The sequence below is a fragment of the Edaphobacter modestus genome (assembly GCF_004217555.1).
Lineage (GTDB): Bacteria > Acidobacteriota > Terriglobia > Terriglobales > Acidobacteriaceae > Edaphobacter > Edaphobacter modestus.
In genome coordinates, this window is the sequence record NZ_SHKW01000001.1 from 2,920,620 (window position 1) to 2,942,815 (window position 22,196).

General features: G+C 58.2%; 13 protein-coding genes. 10 read left to right on the top strand and 3 right to left on the bottom strand.

All coding sequences use genetic code 11. The annotated features are described in order from the left end of the window. Window positions 1–283 precede the first annotated feature (283 nt). From BDD14_RS12245 to BDD14_RS12255, 3 genes are read left to right on the top strand one after another with little or no spacing between them, the layout of a single operon-like run. Window positions 284–1,450, top strand: coding sequence for a cytochrome-c peroxidase (locus tag BDD14_RS12245; protein WP_242617906.1), 1,167 nt, complete (start codon window positions 284–286; stop codon window positions 1,448–1,450). Beyond that, on the top strand, window positions 1,443–2,243 hold the full coding sequence (locus BDD14_RS12250) for a carboxypeptidase regulatory-like domain-containing protein (RefSeq protein WP_242617907.1): 801 nt from the start codon (window positions 1,443–1,445) through the stop codon (window positions 2,241–2,243). The genes BDD14_RS12245 and BDD14_RS12250 overlap by 8 nt, the downstream gene beginning before the upstream one ends. 3 nt (window positions 2,244–2,246) lie before the next feature. Continuing rightward, window positions 2,247–3,326 carry a YVTN family beta-propeller repeat protein gene (locus tag BDD14_RS12255; protein WP_130419053.1) on the top strand — a complete coding sequence of 360 codons (1,080 nt, stop codon included), beginning with the start codon at window positions 2,247–2,249 and terminating at the stop codon, window positions 3,324–3,326. A 3-nt stretch (window positions 3,327–3,329) separates the two neighbouring features. Here BDD14_RS12255 and BDD14_RS12260 read toward each other — a convergent pair whose 3' ends face one another. Together BDD14_RS12260 and BDD14_RS12265 are read right to left on the bottom strand one after the other, a co-directional pair. Continuing rightward, window positions 3,330–4,130, bottom strand: coding sequence for an anti-sigma factor family protein (locus BDD14_RS12260; protein ID WP_130419054.1), 801 nt, complete (start codon window positions 4,128–4,130; stop codon window positions 3,330–3,332). Further along, window positions 4,097–4,711: an RNA polymerase sigma factor gene (locus BDD14_RS12265; RefSeq protein ID WP_130419055.1), complete on the bottom strand. Its 615-nt coding sequence runs from the start codon at window positions 4,709–4,711 to the stop codon at window positions 4,097–4,099. The genes BDD14_RS12260 and BDD14_RS12265 overlap by 34 nt, the downstream gene beginning before the upstream one ends. A gap of 193 nt (window positions 4,712–4,904) precedes the next feature. Between BDD14_RS12265 and BDD14_RS12270 the strand changes: the two genes are divergently transcribed. From BDD14_RS12270 to BDD14_RS12280, 3 genes are all read left to right on the top strand, one after another. Further along, window positions 4,905–7,658, top strand: a complete 2,754-nt coding sequence (locus tag BDD14_RS12270; protein ID WP_130419056.1) for a TonB-dependent receptor — start codon at window positions 4,905–4,907, stop codon at window positions 7,656–7,658. Window positions 7,659–9,049: 1,391 nt separating this feature from the next. After that, window positions 9,050–12,568 carry a TonB-dependent receptor gene (locus BDD14_RS12275; protein WP_130419057.1) on the top strand — a complete coding sequence of 1,173 codons (3,519 nt, stop codon included), beginning with the start codon at window positions 9,050–9,052 and terminating at the stop codon, window positions 12,566–12,568. Between the two features lie 145 nt (window positions 12,569–12,713). Further along, window positions 12,714–13,055 (top strand): serine integrase family protein, encoded by a 342-nt coding sequence (locus tag BDD14_RS12280; RefSeq protein ID WP_130419058.1) that lies wholly within the window; start codon window positions 12,714–12,716, stop codon window positions 13,053–13,055. A 48-nt stretch (window positions 13,056–13,103) separates the two neighbouring features. Here the strand turns inward: BDD14_RS12280 and BDD14_RS12285 are convergent, their stop codons facing one another. Beyond that, the gene (locus tag BDD14_RS12285; RefSeq protein ID WP_130419059.1) at window positions 13,104–14,612 is read right to left on the bottom strand and encodes a DUF262 domain-containing protein; all 1,509 of its coding nucleotides are present in this window, start codon (window positions 14,610–14,612) and stop codon (window positions 13,104–13,106) included. 604 nt (window positions 14,613–15,216) lie between these two features. Between BDD14_RS12285 and BDD14_RS12290 the strand changes: the two genes are divergently transcribed. From BDD14_RS12290 to BDD14_RS12305, 4 genes are all read left to right on the top strand, one after another. Next, window positions 15,217–15,543, top strand: coding sequence for a type II toxin-antitoxin system HigB family toxin (locus BDD14_RS12290; protein WP_165420046.1), 327 nt, complete (start codon window positions 15,217–15,219; stop codon window positions 15,541–15,543). Beyond that, the gene (locus BDD14_RS12295) at window positions 15,540–15,935 is read left to right on the top strand and encodes a helix-turn-helix domain-containing protein (RefSeq protein ID WP_130419061.1); all 396 of its coding nucleotides are present in this window, start codon (window positions 15,540–15,542) and stop codon (window positions 15,933–15,935) included. Before BDD14_RS12290 ends, BDD14_RS12295 begins: the two co-directional genes overlap by 4 nt. Before the next feature lie 342 nt (window positions 15,936–16,277). Continuing rightward, window positions 16,278–19,370: a BPTD_3080 family restriction endonuclease gene (locus BDD14_RS12300; RefSeq protein WP_130419062.1), complete on the top strand. Its 3,093-nt coding sequence runs from the start codon at window positions 16,278–16,280 to the stop codon at window positions 19,368–19,370. A gap of 5 nt (window positions 19,371–19,375) precedes the next feature. After that, window positions 19,376–22,195: a site-specific DNA-methyltransferase gene (locus tag BDD14_RS12305; protein ID WP_130419063.1), complete on the top strand. Its 2,820-nt coding sequence runs from the start codon at window positions 19,376–19,378 to the stop codon at window positions 22,193–22,195. Window position 22,196: the final 1 nt, after the last annotated feature.

A 22,196-nucleotide genomic window follows, 5' to 3' on the forward strand; every position in this document is an offset into this window, starting at 1 on the left:
AATCGAGTGAACCACTGCAGCTATGTCGAGAAAGCGGGCGGAGTTCCGAGCTGGACCGGCTAATTATGAGACGTCTCATTTCGAGAGCATCCTACCGACGCAGCTTCGAAGCTGTCAACTTTAATTCCGCTCCGGACAATCTTCCCGAGGACAAGACTCCTGCCGCCAATCGAGTCCCCTCCTTCCAGGAAGTCCTCACCAACGTCCTCGGCTTACTGCACCGATGTCCCACCACCACCGTCTCCTGCAGACTCGCGCCATACCGGCTAAGCTGGAGAGGTCTATGACCCGGTATGCGGCGCTTATGAGAAGAATCGAGACACAGGCCCCCTCCCTGTTCTCTCTTCGCGCCATACCGGCTAGCTCTCTCCTCCTCTTCCTTCCGGCTCTCGCTTCTCTACTGCTGCCGGCGGGCTGCAAAAAATCCATCCCCGACAGGCCCATCGGAGCTTCGGTCCACATCCAGGCTCCCCTTGGACTGCCTCCCGTCCCGATCCCGCCAGACAATCCCCCCACTGCGGAGACCATCGCCCTCGGGCAGCGCCTGTTCTACGACCCCAGCCTGTCAAAAGACGACACGCTTGCCTGCGCGAGCTGTCACAACCCCAGGTTCCATTTCACCGATGGCCTCAAATTCTCCAGGGGCGTCGGAGGAGAGACTGGAATCCGCAACGCCCCAACCCTGCTCAACGTCGCCTATCAGACGTTTCAGTTCTGGGACGGACGCGCATTGACCCTCGAGGAACAGGCAGCCAGCCCCATCGCCGACCCCATCGAGATGAACCAGTCGCACGAGGTCTCGGTCTCCAAGCTCAACCGCGATCCCGTCTACCCCGCCATGTTCCGCAAGGCCTTCGGCACCGAAGACATCACCCTCAAAAGAATCGAGAAGGCGCTCGCCAGCTTTGAGCGAACCATCCTGTCCGGCAACTCGGCGTTCGACCGTTATCAGTACGGAGGCGACAAGACCGCTCTCACTCCGCAACAGGTCAGAGGCTTCGCGATCTTTATCAATCCCGGCAAGGGCAACTGCGCCGCCTGCCACACCGTCAGCCCGCAATACGCTCTCTTCACCGACGGCAAATTCCACAACCTCGGCCAGGGCGTAGGCGAAGATGGCAGCACCTTCGCCGATCCCGGCCGCTATCATCAAACTCAAATTGATACTGACCGAGGCGCCTTCAAAACCCCTACGCTGCGAAACATCGCGAACACCGCTCCCTACATGCACGACGGAAGTCTTCGCACCCTGCGCGAGGTAGTCGACTTCTACGCCGGCGGCGGAAACTCCAACCCCTATCTCGATAAAGAGATCAAAACCATTCATCTCTCCGGCCAGGACCGTGCAGACCTTGTCGAGTTCCTCAAATCCCTTACGGGTGATATACCTCCGAATGTCGGCCCTCCCGCCAAGGACACTGCTGCCAAGGACCCTGCCGCCAATGAATAGACACGCTATGACCTCGAGCCTTCGAACCCTCGCGCTTCTCTCTCTCGGATCCATCGTCCTTGCGACCGGCTGCTCGCAAAAGCCCACGTCGCCGCCTGCGACAACCGCCGAGCAAAAGCCCGCAGCTCCGCTCTTCAAGGTCGATCCCGCCACCGCGGGCGCCATCACCGGAACCGTGCGCTTCACCGGAAAGCTTCCGCCTCGCCAACTGATCGACATGAGTGAAGATCCCGCCTGCGGCGCCGCTCACCACGTCAAGGCCTACGACGAATCCCTGATGGGGGCTCGCGGCGGCCTGCTCGCCAATGCGTTCGTCTACATCAGCCAGGGCCTCGAAGGGAAAAACTTCCCCGTCCCCTCCCAGGCCGTCGTCATCGATCAGAAGGGTTGCTGGTTTCACCCTCGCATCCTTGGAGTCCAGGTCAACCAACCGGTCGACATCGTCAACTCCGACCCCGTCACGCACAACATCCATCCCATGGCCGAACTCAATCGCGCATGGAATCACAGCCAGGGTCCAGGAGACCCTCCGCTTCACCGCAAGTTCCTCAAGCCCGAGATCATGATCCCGGTAAAGTGCAACATCCATGGCTGGATGCACGCTTACATTGGAGTCCTCGACCATCCTTTCTTCTCGGTCTCCAACGACGCCGGAGTCTTCACCATCCCCAATCTTCCTCCCGGAACCTATACCCTCACCGTATGGCAGGAGAAACTGGGAACGCAGCAACAGCAGATCACCATTAGCCCGCAGCAGCACGCGGTTGTCGATTTCAACTACAAGGGGAAGTAACGAATGCGCAACACACTGAGCTTCGCGTTGATGCTGGGCTGCACGCTCTCCACGTTTTCACTGATCGCCTGCAAAACGCAGCCGGCCCCGCAGGCCGAAGCTCCCGCAGCAGCAGCCCCCGCCGAATCCGGCGCCCCAAAGATCTACGTCACCAACGAGGTCTCCGGCGATCTCAGCGTCATCGACAGCGGCAACTTCAACCTTCTCGCCACCGTGCCGCTCGGAAAACGTCCGCGCGGAATTCACTCGAGCCCCGACGAAAAGACTCTCTATGTCGCTTTGAGCGGAACCCCCATCGCCGGTCCCGACGTCGACGAGAGCACCCTGCCGCCGCCCGACAAGAGCGCCGACGGCATCGGAATCTTCGACGTCGCGCAGCGAAAGCTCGTCAAGATCATCCCCGGCGGCTCTGATCCCGAGAACTTCGACGTCAGCCAGGACGGCAAGCAGCTCTACATCTCCAACGAAGACATCTCGGCCGTCAGCATCATCGACATCGCCTCCGGCACCATCGTCAAAACCCTCACGATCGGCGCCCAGCCCGAAGGCGTAAAGGCCACCCCCGACGGTAAGCAGGTCTACGTCACCTCCGAAGAGACCAGCGAGATCGCCGTGCTCGATCCCGCAGCCGGAAAGATCGTCGCCACCTTCAAGGTCGGGCACCGCCCCCGCTCCATTGCCTTCATGCCCGACGGCAAACACGCCTACATCAACGCCGAGAACGACGGCACCGTCGTGCTGGTCGACACGAAGCTGCACAAAGTCGTCAAAACCATCCAGCTTGGAAAACCCGGCCTGGTCAAGCCTATGTCGGTTCTGCTCTCGCCCGACGGGGACAAACTCTACGTCAGCACCGGCCGTGGCCGCATGGTCTTTACCGTCGACACCGCGACCAACAAGGTCCTTGGATCGATCGAGGTCGGCCGCCGTCCCTGGGGAATCGCTCTCTCCCCCGACGGCAAGACTCTCTACTCCGCCAACGGTCCATCCAACGACGTCAGTGCCGTCGATCTCGCAACCAACGCCGTCGTAAAAAAGGTCAACGCCGGGCAAGGTCCATGGGGAATCGTCGTGCTGAAATAACCATCAGCCAGGTCTGCTCGTCCCAAGATATTTCTGGTACGCTGCGATCCAGTTCGTCGCAATCTCGCGCTGCGCCTCGGCCAGATCGATCTTCTTCTCGCACACCATCCGGGATAGGTGGCGCTCCAGCGCGTCCTTCGCGCGAGCGTTCCACCTCGTCTCGCTGTAGGACTGCGGCCACAGGTTGCGAACATCATCCGTTCCGCCCAGCTGCGGGCTGATCAGATAGTCCACCTGGAAGTCCTTCGCGGAATGATCGATCGAGATTCCGTACTCACGAAACACCGCCTCCTGCCGCGAGTAAGGAACCGCGGGATCCAGATCCTCGTCTCCCGCGGCACAAATATCCTGCAAGCTCACGGTGTGCGTCATTCCCGGCGTCAAAGCGCGATTCGGCAGCGAAACCGCGATATCCGCGACCGAGCGATGCAGCCCCGGCAGCCCGAAGATCACAGCAACCACCCCCGCAAAAGCAGCGACTCCGTAGATGTAGCTCAGCGACAGCCTCGTTCTTACAAAACTTCGAACCCGATCCCCCAGCGACCCCACCTCTGCTCCCCTCGCCTCCGCCAGCTTCGCTCGCAACAACATGTGAGCCTGCTCCCCATTCGCAGCCGCGCGCGAGTTCCCCATGTCGCTGGCCTTCAGCTCCTCGCCAATCTCCAGAGTCTCCGCCAGACCGGCGCGGCACTCCTCGCACCCTTCCAGGTGATGACTCGCAAGCTCTCTCTCGCTCGAGCTCATCTCGCCATCCAGATAGCGAATCAGCTCTACCTCCGACAGGTGATCGACGCCGCTTCGCACGGGCCACCTCCTTCACTTCTTCGCAGCCGGGTCAGCGACCGTCCCAGGCAATTCGCCACGTGCCCCAGCGAGATCCCCAGCACCTCCGAGATCTCCCTGTACTTCAGGCCCTCCGCGCGCAGTTGCAGGCACAGCCGGTCCGTCTCCGGAAGCGCCTCGAACGCCCGGCGCAGCCTCACCTGCCGCTCATTGAAGATCACCTCTTCTTCAGGATTCGGCGCCGATCCCGATTCCAGGCTGTATCGCCCACTCTCATCGGCGCGATCCTCCATTCGATATCGGGTCCTTCGCTTCAGCGCAAGATGATGCGTCACGCGAAACACCCATCCCGGAAGATTGCTGCGCGACCTCCCATCCTGCAGGTGCCGATACAAGGCCAGAAAGACCTCCTGGATCACGTCCTCCGCATCATGCACCTTCAGACCAAGCGAGATCGCATAGCGAAACAGACGAACCCGAAACAGGTCGTGGAGATGAAGAACCTCCTCCTCCAGAACCGCCGCATCCGCTACGCAGTCCGCCCTCTCTAATACGCCAAAATCCTGAGCGGGACTTGCGGGACTACCGGGCCTACCGGACATATCGAATCTCTCTGAGCCGTCTCACCGCCTCATCCTAGGAATCTGTCTCCTGCTCTGTCAACCGTCCCGCGGCACCGTCACACACATGCCCCTCAAAAAAAGCCTGAACAAAACTGCTGCAGGGGGAATATTCCATCAGAGACGTTCCTCTCGCTTCAACCAACAAGCTCAATATTCCACTGCCGAAGGTGACATGGCTCTCCGTACCCTTGCTTCGCTGCTCTTGTTCGTCAACATCTTTGCCCACGCGCAACTCAACCAGCCAGCGCCCACGGCTTCAGGTCGCGGAGAGATCCGCCTTCAGATCACCGATCCCTCCGGAGCCGCCCTTCGCGCCCGCTGCATCCTCTCCGGCCTCTCCACCTCCGTAAACATCTCCACCCAGACCAACGCGCAAGGCCTATGGACCGCACACGACCTCCCCTTCGGCAGCTATCGTCTCGAGATCTCCCGCAACGGCTTCGCCACCGAACGCATCGAGCTCGACATCCAAAGCACCGCCCCCCTTACCCGCCAGGTCGCGCTCAAGCTGCAGAGCGTCACCACCGCCGTCGCCGTCATCACTCCCACTCCCATCGGCAATGAGAGCCTCTCTCGCGAACAGACGCCACTCCCCGTGCAGTCCCTCACCGCCGAAGATATGCGCAACACCAACGCGCTCGACCTCTCCGACGCTATCAACAAGCGCCTCAACGGCGTCTACGTCAACGAGAACGCCGGCAATCCCTTCGAGCCCGACATCAACTATCGCGGCTACACCGCCTCCCCGCTCCTCGGTACGCCCCAGGGTCTCTCCGTCTATCTCGACGGCGTCCGGCAAAATCAGCCCTTCGGAGACGTCGTCTCGTGGGATCTCATCCCGAAAGTCGCCATTCAGGACATGGAGCTGATCCCCGGCTCCAACCCCGTCTTTGGCCTCAACACGCTCGGCGGAGCCATCGCCGTCAGAACCAAGGACGGCTCCAGCAATCGAGGCCTCACCGTACAGGCCGTCGGTGGCGCCTTCGGCCGTCGCTCCGTCGAAGGCGAATACGGTGGCTCCAACGGCAGAGACCTCGACTGGTTTGCCGCGGGAAACTACTTTCGTGAAGATGGCTGGCGGCAGTTCTCGCCCTCCGAAGTCAGGCAGTCCTTCGCAAAACTTCGCTGGAATCGCGAAAAGACCAGCATCTCCCTCTCCGGGGCCTACGCCATCAACTGGCTCACCGGCAACGGCCTTCAGGACTTCCGTTTCCTCAAGAAGGACTACACCAGCGTCTACTCCGTCCCCGACACCCTCTGGGATCACTCCCCTTCCCTCACCCTCAACGCCAATCGCCAGATCAGCGACCACTGGTCGCTCTCCGGAAATCTCTACTTCCGCCACGTCCGCTCCGACACCACCAACGGCGATATCAACGACGAGTCCTTCGATCAGTCCCTCTACAATCTCAACGCCTCCGACATCACCGCGCTCCAGGCCGCCGGATACAGCGGCTTTCCCGCCACCGGCAATCCCGCCACCGAGCCCTATCCCTACTGGAAGTGCATCGCCCGGGCACTGGAAAAAGATGAGCCCTCCGAAAGCTGCACCGGCATCATCACCAACACCCGCACCCAGCAGAACAACTACGGCCTCACCGGCCTGCTCTCCTGGCGCACCGCTCGCAACCTTCTCTCCGTCGGAGCCGCCTGGGATCACAGCGGCCTCAGCTACCAGCAGGCATCCCAGCTCGGCTACCTCAGCAGCGACGGCGTCTCCATCACCCCGGTAGACGCCTTCGCGGATGGCTCCACCATGCAGGACGACGAGCCCTACGACACCCGCGTCCAGCTCCACGGCACCGTAAACACTCCTGCCTTCTATCTCACCGATACCCTCACCCTCGACCGCTGGTCCATCACCGCCTCAGGCCGCTACAACCGCACCGCCGTCGAAAACATCGACCGCCTGCCTCCCGATACGCCCGGCCGAGGCTCGCTCAACGGCAGCTACGTCTTTCAGCGTTTCAACCCAGCCATCGGCGCTACCTGGCGCGCCTCCTCTCTCATCAGCCTCTACGCCAACTACAGCGAAGCCAGTCGCGCTCCCACCTCCATCGAGCTCGGCTGCGCCAATCCCGACTTCCCCTGCAACCTGCCCAACGCGCTCGTCGACGATCCCCCGCTCCACCAGGTCGTCAGCCGAACCGTAGAGGCTGGCATCCGCAGCAGCTCACAAAGTCATCTCTCCTGGAGCGCGGGCTACTTCCGCGGCGAAAACTCCAACGACCTCCTCTTCGTCGCGTCCGAGCAAACCGGCTTCGGCTACTTCCTCAACTTCGGCAAGACCCGCAGACAGGGAGTCGAGCTCAACCTCAGTGGACAGCTCCCCCATCTCGCCCTCGGCGGCGGATACACCTTCCTCGACGCAACCTATCAATCTCCCCAGGTCGTGAATGGTGGAAGCAACAGCTCCAACGACAGCAGCCTTGACGGCTTTCCCGGAACCGATGGGGATATCACCATAACGCCCGGCGACCGCATTCCCCAGACGCCGCAGCACGTCCTCAAGGTCTTCGCCGACTACAAGCCGACTTCGAAATGGCTCATCGACCTCAACATCATCGCGGTCTCCAGCTCCTTCGCCCGCGGCAACGAGAACAATCAGGACCAGCCCGACGGCGTCTACTATCTCGGCTCCGGAAGCTCCCCCGCGTACGGTGTAGCCAACCTGGGAGCACGCTACACCTTCAACTCCCACTTCGAAGCCTTCCTCCAGATGAACAATCTGTTCGACTCCCACTACTCCACCGCTGCTCAGCTCGGAACCACCCCCTACGACGACAGCGGCCACTTCATCGCTCGCCCCTTCCCTCCCGCTCCCGGATCGGGAGGCGACTACCCTCTCCGCAACACCACCTTCCTCGCCCCCGGCGCTCCATTCAATATCTTCGGCGGCCTCCGCGTCACCTTCTCCAGAAAATAGAGGTGCGTCAGGCACTCCGCCCTTCTAAGAAAGCTGTCAAGTCGCTTAACGCCTTAAGTGGCTAAATACAAAGGAGATATAGTTGCCGATCAGTTTGCTGCACGTTGCTAAAATAAAGTCAGAAGCCGAAAGCCTCGAACCGAAATTCGAGGCCTTTCTACCGATTGATCCCAAGCATCTGCAGAAGCGCGGCAAAAGCCATGCTTACCTACATCGTCCCCATCGCGGCCGTCGCCTGGGCCGGGGATCCCGGCCGAGCCCTAGCCTTCTCCCTACTCATCGCTGCCCTGGGATTTCCCGCTCTATCTGGTGGCAAAAATGGTGGGAAATCGGCGCTCTTCCACGCCATAAACCTTCAAACATTCATTAATATTGAATCTCATTGAAAACATTGAGATAAATATAGGTTATTTGACCTACCAAAAGAGGAGACAACCGTCTCATTGACAGAACATTTCCGATGATTTGAAATCGATCACTCAAGAAGCAATCGTTTTTTTAATGAAAATTGATTTCCTTATGCGATCGACTCGCCCGCTTGTTGTTCGGATTCGCTTTGGCCCAGTTCACCCCGCCCGGGTAGCTCAAGCCAGGAGAAGCATGTCGACCGCCGTTTTGCGGCAGGGCCCCCGTTTTCATACTCTGCGGAAGTGCAAGTCCACCTACCATTCCATGTCGGTCCGCGCCTGACAGCGCCGGTCGATACAGCGGTTTCGATTTGAAGAACCTGGTTTTGCCTTAGATTCAAGACTCTGATGTTCGGCCCGGAGACGTCTTTGGTTCCACGTTTGGATGTACCGTTGTACAGACAACTACACGGCCTGCCAGGTCGAGCTTCCCTGATGGGGTTCGGGCAGGCTCCCCTGACAGGCGTACAAGGCCGTCGTCCCGGCCGGTCCTGCCTAAGGGCACGTACCTCTCTAAAATCCCTTCCCCACCGACGGAGCAGCCGCAATGCCATCCACTCCGGCCTTGCGTTCCCGATGGACAGACCATCGCAACGAAGCTCACAGTCCGGTCTCGAATTTATCCACGGTCGGCGTCATCCGATGCCGTCGCGGCTAAAAGCAGCGCCATCCCCTGCAAGGAGGAACCCCCACAGTAAAAACAGCACCGCTGGAAGGGTCAGCGAAAGCCGCCCCAGCGTAACTCATTCCCCTCTACGGTCAAAGACAGAAAACAAAAGGTTGGTATACAGCGAAGTTCGGTTCTGCCGAGCTCGTGCTTTTCCCTTCGGCCCGCTCTCATGAGCGTTTCGCGGAAGTCCCGAATGGATCTGGGCCTGTCTCCCCGGGAAGACAGGCCATGGAAAGATGCACCGCACGCTGCTTTGCCCAACCGCGCAGCCGTAGAGCAAATACTTGCGAAGCACCAATTTTGAGGAGTCACCGATGCAACGAAGATCTATCACTCTCAGTATTCTGACCGCCTTTCTCCTAGTGGCCTGTTCCGCTATCTCCTGGGCACAAACAATTACCGGAAGTGTGAACGGTACAGTCACCGATTCGTCGGGCGCCATCGTCCCCAACGCCAAGGTCACCGCCAGCAATGTGGACACCGGCGTCAACACCGACACCACGACCAACGGCGACGGCATCTACAACATCCGCTTCCTGCAGATCGGCCGTTACAAGGTCACGGTCAGCGCCCCCGGCTTCGGAGACTCGACCTATGGCCCGTTCACCCTCGAGACCGGCCAGAACGCCAAGATCGACGGCCACCTGACCATCGCCGGCCAGGAGCAGAAGGTCTCGGTCGATGCCGAGATCGCTCCCCTGCTCAACACCGAGAACCCTACCCTCGCCACCACGCTCGATAACCGGGCGATCGAGAACGTTCCCCTCGTCAGCCGCAACCTGACCGCGATCACGATGTTTCTTCCCGGCTCGGTCAGCACCCAGCCCAACAGCTTCGTCAGCAACGCGGCCGTCTCCGGTCCGCTTAGCGGAAACAACCCCAACGGCGGCAGCAGCAACGCCTCCGTCTCCGTCAACGGCAACCGCCAGCAGGCCAACCAGTACCTGCTCGACGGTATGAACATCAACCAGACCCTCGACGACCAGATCGGCTATAACCCGAGCGTCGACGCCATCGGCCAGGTCCAGGTCATCTCCGCCAACGCCAACGCCGAGTATGGCAACGTCAACGGCGGCGACATCCTCTACCAGACCAAGAGCGGAACCAACAACTGGCACGGAAGCATGTTCTACTTCCTCGGAAATTACAACCTCGACGCCAATAGCTGGGTAAACAACTTCACCGGCGTTGCGAAGAACTCCTACACCCGCAACCTCTTCGGCGGAACCTTCGGCGGCCCCATCCTGAAGGACAAGCTCTTCTTCTTCGTCGACTATCAGGGCGGCCGCTTCCACTCTGGCGGTGAGTCCTTGGCCAGCGTCTATACCCAGAAGATGCGCAATGGCGACTTCTCCGAGCTCCTGAACCCGGCCATCATGGGCGCAGGCAAGACCGTTCAGCTCTACAATGCGACCCAGCCTGGCCTTCCCGCCTACGCCAATAACCAGATCCAAGTCACCAACCCCTCAGCACAGTACCTCTTCGCTCACCCGGAGCTCTATCCGCTTCCCAACGCCGCTCCAAACCCCGGTTCGCCGACCCAGAACAACTACCACGGTCTCCAGAAGCAGCGGAACTACGGCGACCAGTTCGATGCGAAGGTCGACTGGAAGATCAGTGAGAAGGACAACATGTTTGTCCGCTACTCGCAGGATGACAGCGGCCAGACAACCCAAAGCGCTCTAATCACCAGCTTTAACAGCGCCCCCACCTTTCCCTTCCGGGGTGTGGCCATCAACGAAGTCCACCAGTTCAGCTCCTCGCTCGTCAATGAGTTCCGGGCCGGCTACACCCGCATCCAGAACAACGGCGCGGTCCTGCTCGATCCCAGCGGCCAGTTCGGCCTGAACGGCAACAGCATCCTCGGCATCGGCACCAACAATCCTCAGGCACAGCCGTTCGCTGGATTCGCCGGCCTGACCATGGCCAACTCGGCCAGCCCCCAGGGCTTTAACGCCGGCAACGGATCGAGCGACTTCACCACCATCGGCAACTCCAACGCTGGAACCAACTACACCCTCAACACCTTCCTCTACGGAGACAACCTCACGTGGTCCAAGAACCGGCACACCTTCAAGTTCGGTGCCCAGTTCCTGCGTCAACAACAGAACAACTTCTACCCCGGAAACGACGGCTCCCTCGGAGGCTTTTACTTCCTTGGCGCCGGCACATCGAATGGAGCTAGCGGCGGATACACCGGAGCCGACTTCGTCCTGAACCGCGCCGGCTTCGTCAGCAAGGGCGGCGTCTCCGGACCGGTCGGAATGCGCTCCTGGCGGGACGCTTACTTCGCTCAGGACGACTGGAAGATCTCCCCAACCCTCACCCTCAACCTCGGCGTCCGTTACGAGTACATCCAGCCCATCTACGAGGTCAACAACAAGATGTCGACCATCGATCCCAACAACCCCTCGGTCATTCTGCTCGCTGGTTCGGAGCAGGCTCGGGCCGCGGGCTACAACCGCGCCCTCGTCGATCCCTACTACGGCAGCGTGATGCCCCGTATCGGCTTCTCCTGGCAGGCACAACCTCGCCTGGTCGTCCGCGGCGGATACGGCATCCAGAACTTCATGGAAGGCACCGGAGCCAACCTCCGCATGACCACCAACCTTCCCTTCCAGGGCTCCTATCAGGCCACCGGTGTTCAGGCCAATGCCATGACTGGAACCCCCGGTCAGTTCTTCGACGTCCAGAGTGGATTCGGAATCCCGAACCCCACCGGCGGAGCCAGCGGTGTCGTCTATAACGTCTGGAACAAGAAGATCAAGCCGGCCTTCATCGGCGAGTACAGCTTGACCCTCGAGTACCAAATCAGCAACACCGCCTCCTTCCAGATCGGCTATCTGGGCGAGTCCGGACAGCACCTCATCACCGCCAACCAGAGAAACCAGCTCCAGGTTCCGTGCGTCCTCAATGGGGTCGTTCAGGCGTTCCCGAGCGCCGGACAGCCACAACCCGCGGGGTGCCCCAAGTCCCCCTTCCAGGACACTCCCGGCGTAGGCTACACCGGAGTCATCCGCTACACCGACTCCAACGCCATGATGAACTACAACGCTCTGCAGGCGAGCTTCCGTCAGCGCCTGGCCCACGGTCTGCAGTACACCGCAAACTACACCTATAGCCGCGCCATGACCAACAGCATCGGCTTCTACGGCGCCCCCAGCGTCAGCGGAGCCAGCGCCTACGCCGAGAACGTCTATAACCTCCACAACGAATACGGCCCCACCGGACAGGACGTCCGCAACGCCATCAACTTCAACCTTGTCTACGATCTTCCCCTCGGCCGCGGCCGCAGGTTCGGTGCGAACATGCCGTTCGCTCTGGACGAAGTGGTGGGCGGATGGAAGATCGGCTTGACCGGCGTCGCCTACTCCGGCTTCCCCGTCAACATCAGCACCTCAAATAATAACGCGGCTGTTAACGGCAACTCTCAGCGCGCGAATCATTATCGTCCGCTGAAGGTTGTCAATCGCTCCATCAACAACTGGTTCGGTACGGACCCATCCGCAGTTCCTTGCACCACGCCTGGCGTTGACAACGGCATCTGCGCCTACGGTCAGCCCGCGCTTGGAACCTTTGGCACTGCTCCTCCCGACTCCGAACGTGCGCCGAGCTTCCAGACGTATGGAGCTTCGGTCACCAAGGACTTCACCATCTGGCACGAGCACCAGATCAACTTCCGCGCGGATGCCGACAACTTGTTCAACAGCGCGTTTCTCGGCAATCCGCAGAACAACATCCTCGACAAGCAATTCGGCAACATCATCAATCAGAGCAATCCGATCCGGTCCAACCCGCGTCAGATGCAGCTCTCCGTCAAGTACCACTTCTAACCACCCCTTAACAGAAAAAGGCCCGGACTCTTTCGAGTCCGGGCCTTTTTCTGTTAAGTGTTGCGCTCGTGGTGTGTTGGAGAGTTCCGCTGGTCGCTGTGATCGTCAAGGGCATCGTCAATTAAGGGTGTGAGAAGCTCAGGGGATGCGGCAGATATTTGGCGCAATCAACCAGTATGAGAAGGCGATGATTGTTGCGAAGTTGAAAGGTGCGCGGCAGCGTATGAGAGCCAAGGAAGGCCGTTGCGAAGGGCGCAAAGCATATGGATTCCGAGCAGGAGAGCAGACTGTTATTGAGCGAATCAAGACGTTGAGGAAAGAAGGTCTGCCGCTACAAGCAATCTCCGACACGCTGAACCGCGGAGACTCACCGAACCGTGAAGGCGTGAAGACTCGCACAGCCGCAATGATTGAGGCTGCAATCACTAGGGTTGATGCGAACCGATCCGTCATACGCTTCTGTTCCGCCATGGCCTTGGTCCGCTAGACAGCCGTAAAAACAGAAGATATCCAACGTAAAGTTCAGCGCGAAACCTCAGGCAGATAGGGCGGCTGGTTCCTCGATTACTGGATTCTCCGTCACTTCGGGAAGTGCGGGCCATACGATTCCAAGTAGTTCAAAGAGATTTTCCGTTCGTTTCTCTATCGCGCTCTCGTCCCACGTTTCGGCGTCTTTACTATGAAAATACTGAGTCAAGTTAAGCTTGCTGAATTTCAGAAGCTCAGGGCGCTTGATATCCCAGGATGAATTTGACAGGGCAGGGTTCAGGCTACCTGTGATTAGCGTCAGATTGCCCAAGGTGTTGATCAAACGATCGCGACGTTGAACAGCTTTCTGCTTCCTGAGAGGATCAGGATTCTTCGTTGCTGGATCAATAATGGCTTCTTCAACAAGCGACCAGTGCGTGGTCCATGCCTGTGGCATGATGTGCTCGATTGTTAGTCCAGGCGGGAGTGGCTGAGCTTCACTCTTTGATGTTAGAGCGACCGAATCGAGGGCTTCAAGAACGGCCCGAACTTTGGCCTGGGACAACCGCCCGTACAACGGAAGATCAGTGACGGCAGCTCGGAAGGTCTTGTCATCTGGGAAACGAGTGCTATCTCCGGAGTTCCTGGCCATTTGTTCCGCAACTGAAGCAGCCGTGATCGTTCCACTGTTATCGAGTACTCGGATAAGGTCAATGAAGTAGCGATTGTAGTTCTTACTGGTCAAGTTGCAGATCATGCGCCTTATTAAGTACGACTCCACGAGTTCCAGGACTTTATCGAATTCGGTAGTCTGTTCTGGTACGAGCTCAGCGTGGGTATAAAGCAAGAAGGGGAATACAGTTGTCGTATCCACGGCATCCAGCCTCATCAGGAACGTTGCCAAGCGTTTGTGTTTTCCAGGCTCATAGAATCTCCTGAATACATCTGCATAACGGGACAATTGAGCGATATGTTCCGCAGGATTCTTCGGGATGGTAAGGAGTGAACCAGTGATCGATTCCGACTGGTCTACGAACGCTTTGAATTCATTAAACAAATGCGACGATTTAACTTCGTCACGAATCATCATAGCGAGATAATGATTGATGAAGACATCAATACGGGGGCGGGTTATCCGTCCCTGTTTTACTTCGCTGCGCCACCAAGCCGTCTCAAATCTCTGCCAGTGATCAACATAAAGTTTCTCAACATCGACTCCTTCGGCAGCCGCGCGTCGAAACAAGAAGTTTTTTATAAGGTCGGCGGGCAGCAAATCTTGCCCTCGAGCATTGAGGGTCTCAAAAATTACCTGAGTTTCGTCATCTTTGTCTAGATCGATTACGACGACTTGGAGACAATCTTTGACTACCTGCCACAGTGAATCGAAGCGGTCTCCGGCAGACTTTGACGACAGCAATTTAGCATCTTGATCGTCATCTAAAGTGCCGTTTAGCCAAGATGACAGTTGTGAATGAAAGAATCTGTAACCGCCAATAATGTTATTCGACGCCTCATTCAGTTCTGGTCGCAACTTGATGGCTTTATCAACATTTGCGGGAGAGCCTGCCGCATGCACAACACGATACGCTGCGCGATTACTGTAATTCCCGAGGCGATGTCCTTCAACACAAGCTTGTCCAGGCTCAACTCAGCGACCAACCGTTTCAGCGTTGCCATCTACTGATCCGTATACAGTCGATGACCAGGATATTGAGTAGTTGCGGGAGTAGGTGCAGAAGTAGGTTGTTGCGCTCTGCACAATTTGCTTTATTTTGAATTGTTTAGCCAAGGAGTTGGCCATTTCCTCTTATGGGGCAGAGAGAACATTGCTTTAAGGTTCCGCATATATATTTCTTTAGCCCCCTCTATCTCTACCTACTTATAGTGAGTAAGGCAGCATTGAAGAAGCTAAGTATATTATAATCATATACTTAGCTGATGCAGTAGAAGTAGGCCTACTCGACCTAATCCTACCTACTCCTGCACCCACTTATGCTAAGTTGTTGACAGCAATAAGGATAATCGTAACACCGCCTACCTACTCCTGCTCCCTTGATTAGGAGATGAAGACCGACTCCTCCTCGAAGTGCCGGAGGAGGAGGAGGAGCCGAAAACAGAATCGGCGGTCATCAAAACTTTTCAACTTGACAAGTTTTCAATTTGAAAAGATAATCGTTCTCATGCATGTGGTGACCCAGAAGCACCTGAACGAAGCGGCCACCGAATATCCAGATGCCTCAAAGGAGATCGCCGCATGGTACCAAGTCGTCAGGGCAGCTCGTTGGGCCAGCTTCGAGGAAGTCAAACAAACGTTCACTGATGCGGATGCGGTGGACGGTTACGTCATCTTCAACATTCGCCACAACCGCTACCGTCTGGTCACGATCATTCATTACGCCAGAGAGCGGAATGGTAAACCAACCATGGGACACGTTTACATCCGGTCGTTTCTGACACACAGGCAGTACGATAACCCCGCTAACTGGGATAAGGAGTTCGGAAGATGAGCACAGTACTTGCAAACCCGGCAGAGATGATTCATCGCGGTGCACCCCACCTCATTCACAGCGATGAGGAGCTGGCCACTTACACCGAAGCCCTCTTCGAGCTCACCTCCAAGGCCGACACCACCCCGGAGGAGGACGAGGCCATTGACCTGCTCACCCTCCTCATCGAGAGCTACGAGGCTGAACAGTACCCTGTACCGCCCGCTGACCCCGTCACCGTCCTCCGCTACCTCATGGAGAGTCACAACCTCCGGCAGAAGGACCTCAGCGATGTCTTCGCCGGTGAGGGCAACGTCTCACAAGTGCTCTCCGGCAAAAGGGACCTCAATAAGGATCACATCGCTCGGCTCAGCGAACGGTTCCACGTCTCCCCGGCGGTGTTCTTCGGCTGACCGCCGCCGTCGTCGACGTCATCATCATCGTCATCATCGGCTGACCGCCTCCACCACCGCCACCAGCGTCGCCCCCGTCATCATCGTTATCATCAGTAGCGGAAGCCCCCGACAGCACCCGCTGGGGGCTTAACGTTTAACACCTCCGCATTCGCCGACCCCCTCCTCCAGCCCCGATATACAACGTCGTGTGAATCGCCCGGATCCGTCTATAGAATCTCCGAATGCGTCTCCGACTACTTCCCGTGTGTGTAGGCAATCTGGGGGGACGATTGCGCTCACTGGATCGTCTCCTCGGTGTGCCACAATAGTGTGGAGCCTGAATCAACCCAAAGAGGAAGCGTGCAAGTCGAGAACCCCTTCTTCGAACACCCCATACTGAACAGTCCCTATGCGCAGCCCGCCTGCCACTGGGAGCTAGATGCTTCCGGACAGCCGAGTCAGCGGGTCATTCAAACCCGTCGCCGCGCTGAGTTCATTACGCCCATTCCGAAGCCCAAGAAGCGTAAGGGTGAGGGGACGCAGGAGGACATCGTCTTCGATGAAGGCGGGGGGCTCTCCACACCGGATCAGCGGTACGCCCCGATCCCGTTTATTGACGAACTCAGGGCCGACGTCGACGCTTGGCGTGGATTACCTAACCCTGATGACTGGCTGGTCAACCCGGAGACGAGGCGGCTTCTCCAGCATTGGCGGCACTATCAGTTCAACGGGGTTCGCCCGTTCTTTTGCCAGGTCGAGGCTGCCGAGACGATCATCTGGCTCACCGAGGTCGCCCCCAAGCGTGGCAAGAAATACCTGGAACACCTGAAGCTCGTAAACCAGGAAGCTAACCCCGAACTCCTACGTATAGCCCTGAAGTTGGCGACCGGCGCGGGTAAGACGACGGTCATGGCGATGATCATCGCCTGGCAGACGGTCAATGCCGTCCGGCACCCAAACAGTCAGTTCACGCGCGGATTCCTTGTCGTTGCACCTGGTCTTACGATCAAAGACCGCCTCCGGGTACTCCAACCCAACGATCCGGACAACTATTACGCGAACCGCGAGTTGGTGCCGACCGACATGCTGCTGGACATCCAACGGGCTGAGATCGTGGTGGAGAACTTTCACAAGTTCAAACTGCAAGAGCGTCTCGACGTCTCGAAGGGGGGCAAGGCGCTCTTACGGGGGCGATATGGACCCGAATTGAAGACTACCGAGACCGAGGGGCAGATGGTCCAGCGGGTGGCGCAAAGCCTAATGGGCATCAAGAATATCCTCGTCATCAACGACGAGGCCCACCACTGCTACAGAGAAAGGGTCAAGAATCGGGTCGACGAAGAGCTCAGCAGAGACGAGGAGGAGGAAGCCAAGAAGAACGCTGAGGCCGCTCGCGTCTGGATCTCCGGGCTTGAAGCGGTGAAGCGTCAGCTCGGCATCTCGAAAGTCATCGACCTGTCCGCGACGCCGTTCTTTCTGCACGGCTCTGGATATCGAGAGGGCACGCTCTTTCCCTGGACCATGAGTGACTTCTCCCTCATGGACGCGATTGAATCCGGCATCGTCAAGCTCCCCCGCGTTCCCGTGGCTGACAACGTGCCGGGCGGCGAGATGCCGAAGTTCCGGAACCTCTGGCAGCACGTTGGGAAGGATCTCTCGAAGAAGGGTCGCGGCAAGGCGGGCGTACTTGATCCACAAAACATCCCGGCTACCCTGGTTAGCGCCATCCATGCCCTCTACGGCCACTACGTGAAGACATTCGAGGCCTGGGAGCGGGCAGAGATGGATGTGCCGCCCTGCTTCATCTTCGTTTGCAACAACACCTCCACTTCGAAGCTTGTCTACGATTTCGTGTCAGGGTTCTTCCGTGATTCCGACACTGAATCCAGGTTGGTGCCTGGGCATCTTCCTCTCTTCCGCAACTTTGATGAGTACGACCAACCGCTGGCACGACCCCGCACTCTACTTATCGACAGCGAGCAGTTGGAGTCCGGCGAGGCGCTCGACGAAGGCTTCCGCAAGGCGGCGGCGGTCGAGATTGAGCAGTTCCGACGGGAGAAGATCGAACGCAGCGGTGAACAGGTTCGAGCTGAGGAGATGGACGATGTCGAACTTCTCCGCGAGGTCATGAACACCGTAGGCAAAAAGGGGAAGCTCGGCGAGCAGGTGCGCTGCGTTGTTTCAGTATCGATGCTGACGGAAGGGTGGGACGCGAACACCGTCACGCACGTGCTCGGAGTGCGGGCTTTTGGGACGCAACTGCTCTGCGAGCAGGTGATTGGAAGAGCCCTGCGGCGCGAATCATACGACTTGAACTCCGAAGGCCTGTTCGACGCCAAGTACGCCGACATTCTCGGCATCCCCTTCGATTTCGCTGCCAGCCCCGTCATTGCGCCGCCGGTAGCGCCCCGGAAGACTATTCAGGTGAAGGCTGTTCGTCCGGATCGGGACTACCTGGAGATCAGCTTCCCACGTGTGCAGGGCTATCGAGTCGAACCTCCGGAGGACAAGCTAGACGCCATCTTCACGGACGAGTCCAAGCTGGTTCTCACTCCGAGCCTGGTGGGTCCGACCGCAACTACAAACTCAGGCATCGTCGGCAAGGGGGTTGAACTCACCGTTGAGCACCTGGGCAACATCCGGTACTCGACCTTGATCTTCCAGCTCACGTCCTGGCTGCTCTACAGTCGCTGGCGCGAAGCGGGCGAACCGGCAGAGCCGCATCTCTTTCCCCAGCTCTACAACATCACCCGGCGCTGGCTGGACGAGTGCCTGGTCTGCACCGGCGGCACTCAGAAGGCGCAGATCATGACAGGAAATCTGAAGGACATCGCCTGCGAGCGGATCACTGCAGCCATCACGCGGGGCACAATCCCCAGGTCCCGGATCAAGATCATCCTCGACCCCTTCAACCAGATCGGATCGACATGCCACGTCAATTTCGCCACTACGAAGACTGAACGTTGGGACACGGGCGGTGCGACGAACCCGCCGCGTTGTCACATCAACTGGGTCATCCTCGACAGCGACTGGGAGGCGGAGTTCTGCCGGGTCGCTGAAACGCATCCCCGGGTGCGGGCTTATGTGAAGAACCATTCTCTCGGGTTTGAGGTGCCGTACCGGCGCGGGTCGGAGAGTAAGCGATATCGCCCCGACTTCATCGTGCGCATCGACGATGGTCATGGGGACCAGGATCTATTGAACCTGGTTGTCGAGATCAAAGGTTACCGGGGTGAGGATGCCAAGGACAAGAAGGACGCGATGGAGACTTACTGGGTCCCTGGCGTCAACAACAGCGGCAACTACGGGCGCTGGGCATTTGCGGAGTTCACGTCCGTCTATGCCATCGAGTCTGAGTTCATATCGAGGGTCGAAGGGTTATTCAACGGAATGATTGAGGACGTTCTGAAGGCGCAGCCCGAAGTGCTGGCTCCGCAAGGACAAGGGGCTTAGGAACAATGGCAAAAGCACCTACGATAAAGACCGTCGCGATGCTCACGCATACCAAGGCGTCGCGGAAGAACATCCCAACGGCGGAGTTTCAGTCGGTCATGAGAACGGACGAGCAGCGGGCGACTCGTGTGGCTTACGAGCGGCGCAACCGCGATCTAGACCCTCAACTGATCTGGCGCGGCAAGTACCCGGACGCCGACCAGGGCGAGGACGATCCCGACCTTCTTGTGCCTGCACCGCCGCTCTACATTCAGGAGAAGGTGCAGCCCAAGGTGCTGATTGACGAACTGAAGCGCCAGACTGAACGCGGGCAAGCTTCGTCAACAAGCGGGCAGGCTGACTTGTTTGCTGATTTTAATGGCCTTCCAAGTGAAGCCGCCAAGACTGAGTTCTACCAGCACGATGCGCACTGGTCGAACCGAATGATTCTTGGCGATAGCCTTCAGGTGATGGCTTCGCTGGCCGAGCGAGAAGGCCTACGCGGGAAAGTGCAGTGCATCTACTTCGACCCGCCCTATGGAATCAAGTTCAACTCCAACTTCCAGTGGTCGACGACCACCCGTGATGTGAAAGATGGGAATGCGGACCACATCACGCGTGAGCCTGAACAGGTGAAGGCATTTCGCGACACATGGAGGGATGGGATTCATTCGTACCTCACCTACCTGCGAGACAGGTTCACTGTCGCACGTGATCTTCTGACAGAGTCAGGCTCAATATTTGTGCAAATTGGTGACGAAAACGTCCATAGGGTACGCGCGTTACTTGATGAGGTGTTTGGGGCGGAGTGTTGCGTGAATCAGATCACTTTTCTCAAAACATCCAGCAGCACTTCTGACTACCTGGGGAACGTCGCCGATTACCTGCTTTGGTATCGAAAGAGCAAAGATTCTGTCAAATTCCGTGAGCCGTTCTACTCAAAGGAACTTGGAACGGGATCGTTCGAGGCATACAACAAGGTTCTTTATGCCGATGGCACCATTATGCCTCTCAATGGGATGCCGAAGGCTGAGATTGAGAAGGGCGAGATCATTAGGTTCGACAACATTACGTCTCAAAGTGTGGGGCGTGACAAGGGTGAGGGCGCTGCTTCCTGGTTTCCGGTGAGCATTGAGGGTCGAGAGATACTGCCCAATATCAAGGTCCGATGGAAGACTAACCAACAGGGCATGTCGCGACTCTTGAAGGCGGGGCGCCTATCCCCGGCAAAGAATAGCTTGAATTACCTTCGAAAGCTCAAAGACTTCACCGCTGTGGGCCGCCACCATATCTGGACGGACACAGTTATCTCCGGGTCGTCCCTCGAAAAGAACTATGTTGTAGAAACCCTTCCACTAGTGGTGCAGAGATGCATCTTGATGTGCACAGATCCGGGCGATCTTGTCTTAGACCCGACATGTGGTTCTGGCACAACTGCTTATGTCTCGGAGCAGTGGGGCCGCCGTTGGATCACGATCGATACATCGCGTGTCGCACTGGCGCTTGCACGCGCCCGAGTAATGGGAGCGCGTTATCCCTTTTACCTGCTGGCCGACTCGCGCGAGGGGCAGGTTAAGGAAGCTCATCTCACTGGCCGTATACCTTCGGAATCCCCAACGCATGGCAATGTTAGACAGGGATTTGTGTCCGAGCGCATTCCGCACATCACGCTGAAATCCATTGCCAACAACGCTGAGATAGACGTGATTTGGCAGGAGTATCAAGACAGACTGGAGCCGCTCCGCGAACGGCTAAATCAGGCACTCAAACAAAACTGGCAAGAGTGGGAAATCCCGCGTGCAGCGGGCGACGCGTGGCCGAAAGGGGCGAAGCAGCTTCACGCAGATTGGTGGGAGGAGCGCATCGCTCGGCAGAAAGCAATCGACGCATCCATCGCGGCCAAAGCAGAGTCGGAATTTCTCTACGACAGACCTTACGAGGATAACAAGAAGGTTCGCGTCGCAGGGCCGTTCACAGTCGAGAGCCTGTCGCCCCACCGTGTGCTCGCGATCGATGAGAACAACAGATTCTTTGAGGAGGCATCGGACAGCGACGGTGACGCTCGCGACGCGGCGAACTTCGTTCAAGTCATCCTCGATAACCTGAAGACCAGCGGAGTGCAACAAGCGGACAAGGGCAGGAAGATCGTCTTCTCGTCGCTCACCCCGTGGCCTGGCCGGTATGTCTGCTCCGATGGCCGGTACCTCGACGGCGATGGCAACGAGAAGCGTGCTGCCATCCTCATAGGTCCGGAGTTCGGCACCGTCTCGCGCCCTGACCTCGTCTCCGCCGCCCGCGAGGCTGGCGACGCTGCCTTCGACATCGTGATCGCCTGCGCCTTCAGCTACGACGCGCACTCCTCCGACTTCGACCGACTCGGTCGCATCCCGGTCCTGAAGGCTCGCATGAACGCTGATCTGCACATGGCCGCAGATCTAAAGAACACCGGTAAGGGCAACCTGTTCGTGATCTTCGGCGAGCCGGACATCACCATCCTGAATGCGGCTGACGGCGAGATCCAAGTGAGGGTGAACGGCGTCGATGTGTTCCATCCCGGCACCGGCGAAATACATAGCTCTGAGGCGAAGGACATCGCTTGCTGGTTCGTTGACACGGACTACAACGAGGAGAGCTTCTTTGTCCGCCAGGCGTATTTCCTCGGCGCGAACGATCCGTACAAGGCTCTCAAAACTACCCTGAAAGCGGAGATCAACGAAGAAGCCTGGGCTACCCTGCACAGCGACACCTCACGCCCCTTCCCAAAGCCCGAGTCGGGCAGGATCGCGGTCAAGGTCATCAACCACCTGGGAGACGAGGTCATGAAGGTTTTTAAGGTGGGCGGATAAA

Excerpts from the sequence above, each read along its gene's own strand:
- BDD14_RS12245 (WP_242617906.1), top strand. The coding sequence starts at position 284 with ATGACCCGGTATGCGGCGCTTATGAGAAGAATCGAGACACAGGCCCCC.
- BDD14_RS12250 (WP_242617907.1), top strand. The coding sequence starts at position 1,443 with ATGAATAGACACGCTATGACCTCGAGCCTTCGAACCCTCGCGCTTCTC.
- BDD14_RS12255 (WP_130419053.1), top strand. The coding sequence starts at position 2,247 with ATGCGCAACACACTGAGCTTCGCGTTGATGCTGGGCTGCACGCTCTCC.
- BDD14_RS12265 (WP_130419055.1), bottom strand. The coding sequence starts at position 4,711 with ATGTCCGGTAGGCCCGGTAGTCCCGCAAGTCCCGCTCAGGATTTTGGC.
- BDD14_RS12270 (WP_130419056.1), top strand. The coding sequence starts at position 4,905 with ATGGCTCTCCGTACCCTTGCTTCGCTGCTCTTGTTCGTCAACATCTTT.
- BDD14_RS12275 (WP_130419057.1), top strand. The coding sequence starts at position 9,050 with ATGCAACGAAGATCTATCACTCTCAGTATTCTGACCGCCTTTCTCCTA.
- BDD14_RS12280 (WP_130419058.1), top strand. The coding sequence starts at position 12,714 with ATGCGGCAGATATTTGGCGCAATCAACCAGTATGAGAAGGCGATGATT.
- BDD14_RS12290 (WP_165420046.1), top strand. The coding sequence starts at position 15,217 with ATGCATGTGGTGACCCAGAAGCACCTGAACGAAGCGGCCACCGAATAT.
- BDD14_RS12295 (WP_130419061.1), top strand. The coding sequence starts at position 15,540 with ATGAGCACAGTACTTGCAAACCCGGCAGAGATGATTCATCGCGGTGCA.
- BDD14_RS12305 (WP_130419063.1), top strand. The coding sequence starts at position 19,376 with ATGGCAAAAGCACCTACGATAAAGACCGTCGCGATGCTCACGCATACC.